The organism is Arthrobacter sp. Cza30, assembly GCF_059090765.1.
Genome location: NZ_JBNHGA010000002.1, coordinates 56,584 through 69,139, shown reverse-complemented (window position 1 = coordinate 69,139; position 12,556 = coordinate 56,584). Strand labels below are relative to the sequence as shown.

Here is a 12,556-nt window from a genome sequence, read left to right as displayed (position 1 = left end):
AACCTGTCTCAGTCGAAGGTGGTCAGCAGCGAGGCGAAGACGCCGAACAAGCCGATGACCAGCGGGACGGCGGCCAGGATGGCCAGCGTCTCCAACCGGTTGGCCAGCAGGCGCAGTTTCGCGGCGGAATGGTCGGCCAGCGTGACGGTCAGCGAGATCACCACGGCGATGGCCAGCACCAGCAGGCCGGCCGCCACGAACCAGCCGTGCCCGGGAGAGAAGGCCAGCACCGAGCGCGCCAGGGCCAGCGTGCCGGCGGCGGCCGCCAGGTACAGCGCGATCCGGTCGGTGGCCAGCGGAAAGGCGCGCGCCCGCAGCCCGGTGGCCAGGGACAGGCAACCGATCAGCGGCATCGTCCAGGCCTGCCACTCGGTATCCGTTCCCAGGATCCACAGTCCGGCGGCCACGGAGAGCGCCGCCAGCGCGGTGCCGAAGCTGAGGCCGCGGTGCGCCGAGCCGATGGCCACGTGGACGTCGGTGCGGCCGATGCGGCCGCCCTTGGCCCGCCGGTCGTCCAGCGTGGCCAGTCCGGAGGTGGAGAGGGCGATCTGCGGCAGCAGGCCGAGGGTCGCGCAGCTGAGCAGCGCGGCCACGCCGGCGGCCCGCACCGGGTCGCCGAAGAGAGCCAGCGAGGCAGCCCAGAAAACGGTGAGCAGGGCGAGCAGGCCCGCGGCTGACATCAGCGCCCGCGGACGCTGCGAGATCAGGCCGGCACCGACCAGTGCCACGGCGCTCGCCGCGGCGGCCAGCAGCACGTGCGTCCCGGGGTCGGCAGGCAGGCGCAGCACGCCGCCCAGGGCCAGCAGCCAGCCCGTGCCAACCAGCAGCGGGCCCAGCACCGTGGCGGTTACCCGGCCCAGGTAGATGCCGGCGCCCAGCAGCACCGCGGCCAGCGCGAAGAAGACGGCCGCGGCCATGGCGGCGGCGGCGCCGTCGAGCAGCAGGTGCACGCCCAGATACAGTCCGGCGGCGGCGAAGACGGCGCCCGTCCCGCGGCGGACCCGCTCGGTCCAGCGGCCGCCGATGTCCTCGGTCTGTTCCACCACGGCGTCGGTGATGTCGTACACCACCGACGCCGGCGGGGCCTCGGAGACATTCACCAGCCGGAGCATGGCGCCGTCGGCGATGCCCGCGTCCGTCAGCGACGCGTCCTCGCGGACCGGATCGCCGGCGGGGGTAATCAGCGTTTTGACGGCGACGGCGGCGGCCGGCTGGTCGTCGAGCAGGTCCAGGACCTGCGGCAGCAGCAGGCCGACGGGAGTTTGCGACGGGAGCAGGACGTCTACATGGCGCTGCGGCCCCGCCACGGTGACGCGGGTAAAGGTTTCGGCCATGCTCAAGCGGCTCCTCGGTGGGGGACGGGCGGCAGGCGGGCACCGTCGTCGTCCGCGGGATGGCCACCGGGGTGGAGGACGACGGCGGACTGCGTCCGCTGCTGCCGTTCCTGCCGCAGGTCTTCCAGCAGGTTGGTCACGAACGAATAGCCCACGCAGACGGCGGCGATGACCGCCGCCATGGCGATGCTGAAGAAGAAGGTGCGCACGCTGGACTTCCAGCGCCGCTGGAGCGGGTTCGCGCCGTACAGCAGCGCCGTGGTCAGCCGGGCACGCCGGACGGCCACTGACTCAATGAGCTGGTTGTCGTAATCGTGGGCCACGTCTCTCCTCCCGATCGGTGCGTCGCCTACCGAGCTTATCGCTCCAAACGCTGGATAAATTCTCGCGTGTCCCGCGCAGGATGGGGAGATGTACCCATTAAGTTCGATTGACGCGGTGCGGGCCAGCGCGTTCTATGGTAAAGGCGGGGAACCGCTCGAAGACAACCGGCCGGGCGGCAACCCGGCGCACTCGGACGCAGCAGGCGTCCGCCGGCGGAAGCAGCAGCTACAGCCCCGTGACGGGGCACGGAGGTGGAGCAATGAGCGGCAACCAGTTCATCAAGATGGAAAAGAGCGCGTTTGTCGACGCCGGGAAGGCCAGCGCGGCGGCCGATACCGAACTCCAGGCGCTGATGAAGGAGCTCGAGGCAGTCCCCGAGCCGATGCGCGGCAACACCGCCGGCGACTTCTGGGAGAAGTTCAAGGGCATTATGGGCCGGGCCAACATGGTGGCGTCCGGGCTGCAGAAATCGCTGGTCTCCATCCAGCAGGGCCAGTCCGAGGTCAACACCACCATGCAGCTGGGCGAGCAGCAGCAGGCCGACGACGCCGATGCCACCGAGGGCAAGGCGGCCTGGGACGACGCCGTCTTCCGCAACCGCGGCTAGCCTGCACCGGAAGCAGGCAAGCGGCACCGGCTCAGGGCATCAGGGCCCCGCAGCCCCGCCCCTCACGCGGCACTGACTCACAGACGATCTTTTTCCGGCCGAGGCCGGGCATGAGGAAGGAAACATCATGGCAGACCAGAATTCATACGCCTTCTCCGACGGCGGAGCATCGCAGGCCCAGGACAACCTGGACCGGGTGAAGAAGAAGCTCAACGCGCTGGTGGAAACCCGCAAGAAGGACGCCGCGGACCTGCAGGCCAAGTTCCAGGCCACCGACATCGCAGAGCAGTACGACCGGGTGGAGCAGGCCTGGGCAGACGCCGGGTTCGCGTTCGCGGGCATCATGGCGGACGTGCACAAGCTGCTGGAGGACGCCAAGAGCACCGCCGGCAACACCATCAAGACGGCCGGCGCGAAGATCGCGAACATCTAGACCGGCAACATTCAGTCCGCCAACGTCCGGCACGAAAGGCAATCAGCAGTGGCACTCGACGGCTGGGACATCGAACCCACCAAAGTCCAAACAATCGTCACCACCGCCAGCGGGCGGGCCGACAGCTTTGAGAAGGATTTCCCGGCCTTGGGTACCGCCGTCAGCGACATCATGGCTGCCGCCAAGTCCGGCCCGGTGATGGACGCGCTCAACGGCTGGGCGGAGAAGACCGTCCAACCGGGCCTGAACAGTGTCGCCGGACGGCTGCAGACCACCTTCCAGGGCACCATGGACGCGGTGAATTCCTACGTCATGGGGGACGCGCAGATGGCCGGAGACGCCCAGAACCTGATCGGTACGCTGCCCGAGGAGGGAGACTCCTCGCGTCCGCACCGGCCGCACGGACCCACTCCGCTGGCGCTCTGATCGACCGGTCCCGCCACTTTCACGAACATCAAGTCTCACGCACCGAATAAGGGGAAGCAATGACGGCCTGGGATCCCTACGCCGAGGAATACCCGCAGCGGCCCGACGCGGAACTGCTGCGCACCCACGCCAAGGCGCTGGACGACAAGGCCGAAGACATTGACGACGCCGTCGAACTGATCGAGAGCGACTGGAGCGGGCTGGAAGCGGTTTACAAGTCGCCGGAGGCCCCGCAGGTCTACGTCGCGGTCAAACCGATCAGGACCACCACCGAGGACATCAAGTCCGACACCGCGGCCATCAAGTCGGCCATCGAGGCGTTCGCCGACTGGGCGGACACCTTCACCTCGCGCTACGACGCGCTGGTGGCCCGCTGGCACGGCGTGCGGGCGCGGATCGCCGACGAAGGCAGCGACTGGCGCAAGGACGAGGACCTGGTCAACGACGACAACCGGATCCTCAGGGACGCCAACGCGCTGGCGGCCGAGCACATGGCGGCCGAGCGCACCTGCGCCAACGCGATTGCCGCGCTCTACGGCGGCATCACGCTGGTCGAAACCACGCAGGACGGGCCCGGCACCGGCCAGCAGGCCTACGGCTACTCGGCAGAACAGCTTGATTCGGCGACCGGCGAGGGCCACATTCCCTGGGGCAAGCCGACCGAGTGGGACAAGCCGTGGTACGCGGACGTCTGGGATGGCGTGGTGTCCTTCGGCAAGGGCGTCTGGAGCGGGATCACCGGCACGGTGACCGGCCTGTGGAACATGGTCAACTTCACCGACGGCGAGACCTTCGCCGCCACTTGGAAGGGCATCGGCCAGATCGCCCTGAACGTGGCCATCGTCTCCAGTCCGATCTCCGCGGTCGTGGCCGAGTCGATCGGCGGCCCGGGCACGGTCAAAAAGGCGGGCGAAGAACTGCTGGCCGTCGGCAAGGCGGCCATCCACTGGGACGACTGGCAGCGCGACCCGGCCTACGCCGCCGGCGCAACCGCGTTCGACCTCTCCGCCATCCTCCTGACCGCCGGCGGCGGCGCCGTGGCCAAGGCCGGCGGCGTGGCCAACAAGGTCACCGCGGTCAGCCGGGCCGGCGGGGCAGCGGCCAAGGTGCTGGACTTCTCCGGCCTCTCCAAGACCGCGGGCCTGACCACCCGCGCCATCGACTTCTCCACCAACTTCAAGTTCACGGCCATCGACGTCACAACCAGCGGCTTCAAGACGGTCACGGGCACGGTCCGCCCCTACGTCAGCACCGCCGGCCACGCTTTCACCGACGGGCTGCGCAACGCCTCCTCGGGCCTGCGCGCCGGCGCGGACAACTTCACGACGTCGCTGCGCACCGGCGCGGACAACCTGGCGAACGCGCTGGGCGGCCCTCGCCTAGCCGCCGCCGGCGGCGGCCACACCACCGGGCACCGGTTCGATGTGGAGACGCCGTCCGGCCGGAACGCCAACACCAACACCATCATGAACTTCGACGCGGACGGACCCAAACCGCCGTCGCGCACCGGCGGCTACACCGTGCCGGAACGTTCCGGCCCGCCGCAGTACGGCCAGCGGATCGAGACCCCGGAGGCCAACCCGGCGCCGGCACGCACCCCCGACGCGGAGGCGCCGGCACGCACTCCCGACGCCGAGGCGCCGCGCCAAACTCCGGACGCGGAGGCGCCGCGCCAAACTCCGGACGGCGAAGCGCCGGCACGTACTCCCGACGCGGAGGCGCCGCGCCAAACTCCGGACGGCGAAGCGCCGGCACGTACTCCCGACGCGGAGGCGCCGGCACGCACGCCCGACGCGGAGGCGCCGGCACGTACTCCCGACGCCGGAGCCGATGCTCCCGCCTCCAGGGCCCCGGCCCCGGAACCCGATCCCGCCACCTCCAAGGCGGCCGCTGCGGGGGCCGGCGACGGCGTCAACGGCTATGACGTGAACGGACAGCGAGTCGACGACGGCTTCCGCCATCCGCAGGAACCGCAGCACGGCACCGCTGTGCCCGACGCGATCCAGAACCCGGAGGCACACGCCAGGTACGGCCAGCACCGGGCCGATGACCTTTACCAGGACGTCGAAATACCGGACTGGGCGGACCTGCCCAAGGACCAGCACGGCCGCCTGGACATCAACAGCGACCTCGACGCCATCGTGGACCGCTCCCAGCCCGCCTATGGCACCGACGAGCTCGGGAACCCCTTGGAGCGAGCCGAGTACGCGAACCGGTACAGCGAGTTGGACGAGTTCCGGCCGGACGAGTACCGGGCGGCCTATCCGGACAACGCCGGGGCGGTCGAGGGAACCATCCGGACGTACTCGTCGTACGACGAGCTGCAGGCAGACTTTGGAAATGTCCAGCTGGACCGGATCGGTCCCAACGGCGGAGCCTACCTCGCCATCGAGGGAACCCCGTGGCACATGCGCGGCCTGCCGGTCGATACCCTCGGCAAGGAGCTGCACCACTTCGAGCTTGACCGCCTGCCCGAGGGCGTCAAGATCGAGGTCTCCGAAATCGCGCCGGCCTTCGGCCGCCCGGGCGGAGGAACCCAGCTGCGGTTCCTCGACACCACCCACGGGCCCGAAGCCAAAGCCCTCGGCGTCGACGAGCTGATCCGCAGGGAAGGCGTCCGCGAGACCGGACCGCGCCAGTTCGACCCGCCGTGGGCGCGCAACGCGGGCGACCCGGTGGACCTGCTGGCCAAGCACGACCTCGACTTGTCCGCACGGAAATCCGTCGTTGACGCGGTCGAAGAGCAGGGCATCACGCTGAAACCCACCATGGTCTACGAGGTGGATGGCCGCGGCAAGTTCTACACGAACTCCGCCGGCCACATCCAGCAGATCGAGGCTCCCAGCGGATCCAAGGGCAACTGGAATCCCGAACTGAACAACCCGCGGCCCAACGTCCGCTACCACATCGACGGCAACATCGTGATCCACACCGACGGGTTCGGGCGCCCCACGGCACTGCACGCCCACGACCTTGAGTACTTCCCCAAAAACCAGGCCGACACCTGGCGGCATCCGGGCAACCAGACCCACGTTGGAGGGCACGGCGGCGGCGACTACGACGGCGGCCACCTCCTCGCAGCCATGTTCGGCGGACCGGGGGAGAAGATCAACCTGATTCCCCAGCTAAACATCCAAAACCGGAACCTCGGCCTGGGCGCCCTGACGCCCATCGAGCGGTTGCGGGTGACGGGTGCCGCCGACACCTGGTATGACACCGAGCTGTGGATCCGCGACCGGCTCCGCAACGTGCCTCCCGGGGGCAGCAAGCCCTCGGTCACCTGGGACGTCCGCCCGATCTACGATGCTGGTGGGGGAAACCGTGTTCCACATATGGTGGAACTCAAGGTAACGGTTAACGGCCAAACCCGGCGCTTCGACTTCGAAAACTAAGGAATGTACTTCCCGTGACATCACAGCTGCTCTCCGACGAGTTCTTGTCGGCCATGGCAACCGCGGCCTCTTCGCGGTTCCGGACCTATCAGGAGATCCGGCTGGAGTTCGAGATCTACGGTGCAACCGTCTCCTGGACGGAGATGGCACAGACGGCTGAAGGCGCATGGGTCAGCATTGACTTCTCCGACGCCGTGCCGCTGGACCGCAGGGCGCTGAAGTCGGACAAAGCCGCCAGCTACACCAAGGGCAAGGGCACATGGTTCGCCGCCCGGCTGACCCTGGTCCCTGACGAAGAGCCGCGGTTCGAACGGTTCGACACTGAGCCGTTGGAACCTGCCCCGGGCGCCCTCCAGATGCCGGTACCTCCCGCTGCGGTCCAGGCCGAGCTGGCCCTGTTTCCGCGCGAACGGGAACGGGTTCCCGGCTGGATGCGCGACATCCTCGAAAGCAACGGTTTGGACGTGCCGTATCTTGACCCGGCAACCGAAGAGCTGGTGCTTGGCAGTGAACGGGCTCCCTTCCAGGATCCCGCCCAGTAGCTCCCCCGCACCCTCCCGGAAGAAGGAACCCACCCCATGTCCGAACAGACGCCTGTGCTGCTCCGCCAACAGCAGTTGGCCGAGATACTCGCCGGCTGGATGCTGCAGGCGGTCAACTCCGAGCCCGGCTGGGACCGGATGGTGCTGGAGCTGAAACCATCCGCCGACGCCATGCTCATGCGCATCACCCAAGACCGCGGGGGCATGGCCGCGGCCAATGCCGGCGCCCTGCAGCCCGGCACCGCGCCCTTCGACGCCGCCGTCGAACTGCACAGCCTCAGCGCGGGGGAGAACGGAGAATCCTGGCGCTCGGCAGCCGTTAACCTCTCCGCACGGGACTGGCCGGAACCGAAATACTCCCTGGACACCTACTTCAATTTCGACCAGCCCGCCCCCGATTTCGGTCTGGGAGAACCCGCCGACCAGGGGCCCGCACCAGAAGCGGAGCAGGAACAGGACGGCCGGCGCGGGCTGGACAACCGCCTGGTCGCCGACGCCGTGGCGAAATTCAGCGAGAATCCGGGGAAGGCGGCGGCAGTCAATGTGTTGCGCCACCTGATTGGCAGCGAAGTGTTGCTCGATGCCACCGACAACCCCGGGCGCCCAGGCATCAGCGTCGTCGAAGTCCACGGTTCGCCGGCCGTGCTCGCCTTCACCTCACAGGAGAAGCTGGCCGAATTCCGTGCCTCTACGGGCAGGCCGGGGGCACCGGTGTCCTGGGTCCAGCCCGGCGAGGACCTGTTGACGTTCGTCGACGGCCACCGGGATATTGCCTACCTCTACATCAATCCCGCGGGTCCCGCCTGCGCCCTCGGTCGCCCGGAGATCGGCTTCGCGGCCGGGAGCCTGGCCAATGTCGGCCTCAAGCGGGCCGTGGCGGGCCAGGGCGGCACCGACGCCGTCGCGGAAGAGCTCAAGCGGCCCGGCGCCGTCGTTCTGGCGGTTGACCGTTCGGGCGAGGGTGGCTCCGACGGGGGCCCGATCCTGCTCAAGGGCCAAGACGGCGGGCCGATTCTTCCCGTGTTCTCGTCCGGGCCGGAAGTTGCCGCTTTCCGGCCGGCGGCGCAATTCAGGGAAGTGCCGGCAACCTGGGCCATCGACATGCTGCGCCAGAGGCCCGAACTGTCGATGGTGGTGGACCCCGCCGGCCCGGAAGCGCTGCTCCGCGCCTCGGACTTCTGACATGGCCGCCCATCTGGGGCAGCTGGACGAAGCCCTGCTGACGACGGCCGCAGAGTGGTTCGGGGGCCGCAGTTCCCTGGAGGACGGCGCCTGGACCGTGCGGAACGACTACGGCGTCCGGATGTCCGTCGCGGCCGAGGCCGACGGTTTCGTCTTCCGGGACGTCATCGCTCCTTACTGGCCCGGGAGGCCGGAATACGTCCGCACCACGGACCCGGGTGCCCTGCTGCGCTGCCTGTTGTTCCGGGCGGCGTTCTGGCAGCGCAAACGCCGCGGCCTGCGTTTTCTGGCCCTGTCCGACCAGGGGATGGACGACTCCGGCGGCTGGACGTTTCGCAGCAAGCCGCAGAAGTCGCCTGCCGTGCTCGAACGTACGGGACCCGGCGGCACCGTCACCGCCGGCTTCCCGGTGGCACGGGATGCGCGGATCTTCACCCGGTATGCGGCACTTCCGCTGGAGTCCCTCGTAGTGTCACTCGTCGCGGCGGACGGTGCCCCGCTGTTCGGGCCGGGCAGGCCGGGCCACGTGCTCCAAGGTCTGCCGGGCCGGCTGGCGGAACTGCCGCCCGAACGGATGGACAAGGCCGCAGAGTACGCCGCCATAGCCGAACCGCTGATCCGTGACGATCAGTGGGCGTTCATGAACGCGGCCGGAGAGCGCACGACCGTCAGCGCGACCGCCGGCGGGTACATCCTGGACTTTGAAATGCCGCACGACAATGCGGACCGGAAGAGGTCCTACGTGCGCACCGAGGACCCTGACATCCTCACGCGTTGCCTGTTGTTCCTCAGCGGCCGGGCGAACCGGTTCCTGGAGGCAGCGGACGCCGGGGACGGTTTCCTGCCCTACACCGACCGATACGGTTGCCGGGTCGAGGACCCCGACCAGGCCTACCCCGTCACCCTCACCGGCACCAGCGAGCGGGGGGAGTTTCGGGCCTTCTTCCCGGCCGGCACCGGGGCGCGCCACCTGACCTACTACTCCGGGGCGCCCATCGATGAGCTGCTGGCATCGATCGAGTCGGACGACGGCTCGCCGCTGTTCGGCCCGGACCGGCTGGGAGCCGGGAGCCAGTGAGATACGCGGCACACTGTTAGGAGGGAAACCGGCGGGGCATTTAGAATAGGAAACTGTGCGCTTATTGCGCAGGAGGATTCCCGAAGAAGAAGGACTGCCCGTGTCTAACTCTGCCGAGGCCATCACCCAGCGTCCCCTGAGGGTGGCTATCGTCGGCGCCGGACCAGCCGGCGTTTACGCCGCTGACATCCTCACCAAGGCCGAGCGGGATTTCGAGGTCAGCATCGACCTCTTCGACCGCTACCCGGCGCCCTACGGCCTGATCCGCTACGGCGTGGCCCCCGACCACCCTCGGATCAAGGGCATCGTCAACGCCCTGCACAAGGTGCTGGACCGCGGCGACATCCGCTTCCTGGGCAACGTCGACTACGGCCGGGACCTTACGCTGAGCGACTTCCGGCACTTCTACGACGCGGTGATCTTCGCGACGGGCGCCATCCAGGATGCCGAGCTGGACATCCCCGGCGTTGAGCTCGAAGGATCCTTCGGCGCCGCCGACTTCGTGTCCTGGTACGACGGCCATCCGGATGTGCCCCGCGACTGGCCGCTGGAGGCCAAGGAAATCGCGGTCATCGGCAACGGCAACGTGGCCCTGGACGTGGCACGCATGCTCTCCAAGCACGCCGACGACCTGCTCAGCACCGAGATCCCGGAGAACGTCTACCGCGGCCTGAAGAACTCGCCCGTCACCGACGTGCACGTGTTCGGCCGGCGCGGTCCGGCGCAGGTGAAGTTCACTCCGCTGGAGCTGCGCGAGCTTTCGCATTCGCGCGACGTGGACATCGTGCTCTACCCGGAGGACTTCGACTTCGACGAGGGCTCCGACGAGGCGATCCGCTCCAACAACCAGACCAAGACAATGGTCAACACCCTCACCAACTGGCTGGTGGAAGAACAGGACACCGGCGCTTCCCGCCGCCTGCACCTGCACTTCCTGCACACGCCGGTGGAGATCGTGGAAGGAAGCGGCGACGGCGCCGGGCACGTGGCGGCGATCAAGTTCGAGCGCAACGAGCTGGACGGCACCGGCAACGTCCGCGGCACCGGCGAAATCGTCGAATACCCGGTCCAGGCCGTCTACCGGGCCATCGGCTACTTCGGCTCCGAGCTGCCCGAGGTCGGCTACGATGCCCGCCGCGGCGTCATCCCCAACGAGGGCGGGCGCGTGCTGGACGAGGACGGCAACCCGGTGCCGGGCATCTATGCCACCGGCTGGATCAAGCGCGGGCCGGTGGGCCTGATCGGCCACACCAAGGGCGACGCGCTGGAGACCATCGGCTTCCTGCTCGAGGACCGGCTGGACCTGCCCGCCGCCTCCAATCCCGCCGAGGACGCCATCATCAAGCTGCTCGAGGAGCGAGGCGTCGCCTACACCACGTGGGAAGGCTGGCTGAAGCTGGACGCCCATGAGCGTGAGCTCGGGGCCTCCTTCGTCCCCGAAAACAACGACGGCGATGCTCCCGCCGTCGAGCGCGAGCGCGTCAAGGTGGTCCCGCGCGAAGAAATGGTGAAGATCTCGCAGCACTGACCCGCGGAACCGGGTACCGCTGCCCAGCGCGGGGGACTCGCCCGACCCGCTGCCGCGTCGCCGCACCGGCGCGCGGCTAGCGCTTGAGGTAGAAGCGCAGGACGTCGCCGCCGGGAAGCTCCACGCGGACCTTGTCGTCGCCGGGCGTGCTGAGGCGGGCTTCGGGATAGGTGGAACGCAGGCTGCTGAGCAGCGCCTGGTAAGGATCCGGGAGCGAAGCATCCGGTCCGGGCGGGCTTCCCGATTCCGGGCGGTGGAGCCAGGTCCGGAAGCGGCCGCCGCACCGCTGCAGCAGGGACTGTACTGGTGCCACCATCGCCATCCTCGCCCGCTTCACTGCCGGCGGCTGGCCGGTCCAATTCCGCGTTTCTGCCCTTTCACCCAGTATGGGAGCCGGCGGCCCTTTATCTGCGAGGCGTTCCGGCATGTCGCGGAAGGACGGTGCTGCCCGCTGCAACCTGGGGGCCACCCCCGGAGTAGCCCCGCCCCGGCGGGGGCGATCCGGCGCGCGGGCGATCAGCCGCCCCCAACGACTATGCTGAAGCCGAGCCGATGGCCGGCCGCATCCAGCAGCGCCCCACCCGCTTCGGCGCGCTTCAGGTTCACGCAGAAGGAGGCAGGGCACCCCGCATGGCCAGACCGCAGAACCCGCAGCGCAAGCCGCAGCTGCTCGAGGACATCCTGGCCTACCTGCAGGACAAGAACCTGGCGGATCTGTCCTTCCGCCCACTAGCCGAAGCCCTGGGCATCAGCAGCTACATGCTGGTCTATCACTTCGGGCACCGGGAACAGCTGCTCGAGGAGATTGTGCAACGGGTCGAGGCCGATCTCTCCGCGCCGTCGCCCGAGCAGTTGGCCGGCCTGGCCGTTCCGGAGCTGCGGCAGTTGCTGCTCCAGGTGTGGGAGCACTCGCAGACGCCGCACAGCCGGGCCCTGCAGCGCCTGGGATTCGAAGCGGCCATCCAGCAAGCGGCCGCCAGGCACACCACCGATCCGGCGCCGCCCTTGCGACCGCCCGGGTTCGTCCGCTGGCGCGATGCCGCCACCGGGTGGCTGCGGGCCCGCGGGGCAGGGGAGCAGACGGCGGCGGCCGAAGGAACGCTCTTCGCCGCCGGCGTGTGCGGCCTGTGGTTCGGGCAGGTGGTTGCCGACCAGACCGGAGAGCCGGCGGCGGCGTTCAACCTGCTCCTGGAACGTTTCCTGGCGGCCGCCGCCTGAGGAGTCCGCGCGGTGCCGTGGTGACACCCTGCAGGATCCGCCGCGGGACGGAAGGGGCGCTCCGCCGTCGTGATTCGGCAGGGGCTCGCATACTCTGGGGGAGTGACGAACGATATACCGCTCAATGAAGAACAGATCCGACGCGTGGTTGCGCTCGCCATGGACCTGGCCCGCGAGGGCAAGACCGGCGAGCTCGCGGAGTTCCTTGACCACGGGCTGCCCGTGGATGCGCTGGATTCCGACCACAACACCCTGCTGATGCTGGCCGCCTACCACGGACAGGAAGAGACCGTGGGCATGCTGCTGGAACGCGGGGCAAACCCCGATATCCGCAACGTGCGCGACCAGTCCCCGATCGCAGGTGCCCTGTTCAAGGGTGAGGACGCCGTGGTGTCCAGGCTGCTGGCGGCCGGGGCGGACCTGGATGCCGGCACGCCGAGCGCGCGCGATGCCGCCAAAATGTTCGGCCGCGAGCACCTCCTCGAGAAGTAG

General features: G+C 68.9%; 13 protein-coding genes. 10 read left to right on the top strand and 3 right to left on the bottom strand.

Annotated elements, in window-relative coordinates:
• Nucleotides 1-8: 8 nt before the first annotated feature.
• Nucleotides 9-1,334: a type VII secretion integral membrane protein EccD gene (eccD, locus tag AC5RVZ_RS05575; RefSeq protein ID WP_494064807.1), complete on the bottom strand. Its 1,326-nt coding sequence runs from the start codon at nt 1,332-1,334 to the stop codon at nt 9-11.
• 2 nt (nt 1,335-1,336) lie between these two features.
• The gene (locus AC5RVZ_RS05570) at nt 1,337-1,657 is read right to left on the bottom strand and encodes a hypothetical protein (RefSeq protein ID WP_494064806.1); all 321 of its coding nucleotides are present in this window, start codon (nt 1,655-1,657) and stop codon (nt 1,337-1,339) included.
• A gap of 260 nt (nt 1,658-1,917) precedes the next feature.
• Here AC5RVZ_RS05570 and AC5RVZ_RS05565 point away from each other — a divergent pair, with 260 nt between their 5' ends.
• The 8 genes from AC5RVZ_RS05565 (at nt 1,918) to AC5RVZ_RS05530 (ending at nt 10,846) form a co-directional block, all read left to right on the top strand.
• Nucleotides 1,918-2,265, top strand: coding sequence for a hypothetical protein (locus tag AC5RVZ_RS05565; protein WP_493939538.1), 348 nt, complete (start codon nt 1,918-1,920; stop codon nt 2,263-2,265).
• Between the two features lie 127 nt (nt 2,266-2,392).
• On the top strand, nt 2,393-2,698 hold the full coding sequence (locus AC5RVZ_RS05560; protein ID WP_493979873.1) for a hypothetical protein: 306 nt from the start codon (nt 2,393-2,395) through the stop codon (nt 2,696-2,698).
• A 48-nt stretch (nt 2,699-2,746) separates the two neighbouring features.
• Complete coding sequence (locus AC5RVZ_RS05555) at nt 2,747-3,124, top strand: DUF6507 family protein (protein WP_494064805.1); 378 nt, start codon at nt 2,747-2,749, stop codon at nt 3,122-3,124.
• Between the two features lie 59 nt (nt 3,125-3,183).
• The gene (locus AC5RVZ_RS05550; RefSeq protein WP_494064804.1) at nt 3,184-6,516 is read left to right on the top strand and encodes a glycohydrolase toxin TNT-related protein; all 3,333 of its coding nucleotides are present in this window, start codon (nt 3,184-3,186) and stop codon (nt 6,514-6,516) included.
• 14 nt (nt 6,517-6,530) lie between these two features.
• Entirely contained in the window at nt 6,531-7,058 is a 528-nt protein-coding gene (locus AC5RVZ_RS05545) for a hypothetical protein (protein WP_494064803.1), read from the top strand.
• Between the two features lie 36 nt (nt 7,059-7,094).
• On the top strand, nt 7,095-8,240 hold the full coding sequence (locus AC5RVZ_RS05540; RefSeq protein WP_494064802.1) for an SseB family protein: 1,146 nt from the start codon (nt 7,095-7,097) through the stop codon (nt 8,238-8,240).
• Nucleotide 8,241: 1 nt separating this feature from the next.
• A complete protein-coding gene (locus tag AC5RVZ_RS05535; protein ID WP_494064801.1) occupies nt 8,242-9,318 on the top strand; it encodes a hypothetical protein in 1,077 nt (358 codons plus the stop codon).
• 100 nt (nt 9,319-9,418) lie between these two features.
• Nucleotides 9,419-10,846 carry an FAD-dependent oxidoreductase gene (locus AC5RVZ_RS05530; RefSeq protein WP_494064800.1) on the top strand — a complete coding sequence of 476 codons (1,428 nt, stop codon included), beginning with the start codon at nt 9,419-9,421 and terminating at the stop codon, nt 10,844-10,846.
• A 76-nt stretch (nt 10,847-10,922) separates the two neighbouring features.
• Here the strand turns inward: AC5RVZ_RS05530 and AC5RVZ_RS05525 are convergent, their stop codons facing one another.
• On the bottom strand, nt 10,923-11,162 hold the full coding sequence (locus tag AC5RVZ_RS05525) for a hypothetical protein (protein WP_494064799.1): 240 nt from the start codon (nt 11,160-11,162) through the stop codon (nt 10,923-10,925).
• A gap of 314 nt (nt 11,163-11,476) precedes the next feature.
• Between AC5RVZ_RS05525 and AC5RVZ_RS05520 the strand changes: the two genes are divergently transcribed.
• Nucleotides 11,477-12,064, top strand: coding sequence for a TetR/AcrR family transcriptional regulator (locus AC5RVZ_RS05520; protein ID WP_494064798.1), 588 nt, complete (start codon nt 11,477-11,479; stop codon nt 12,062-12,064).
• A 159-nt stretch (nt 12,065-12,223) separates the two neighbouring features.
• The gene (locus tag AC5RVZ_RS05515) at nt 12,224-12,556 is read left to right on the top strand and encodes an ankyrin repeat domain-containing protein (RefSeq protein WP_494065493.1); all 333 of its coding nucleotides are present in this window, start codon (nt 12,224-12,226) and stop codon (nt 12,554-12,556) included.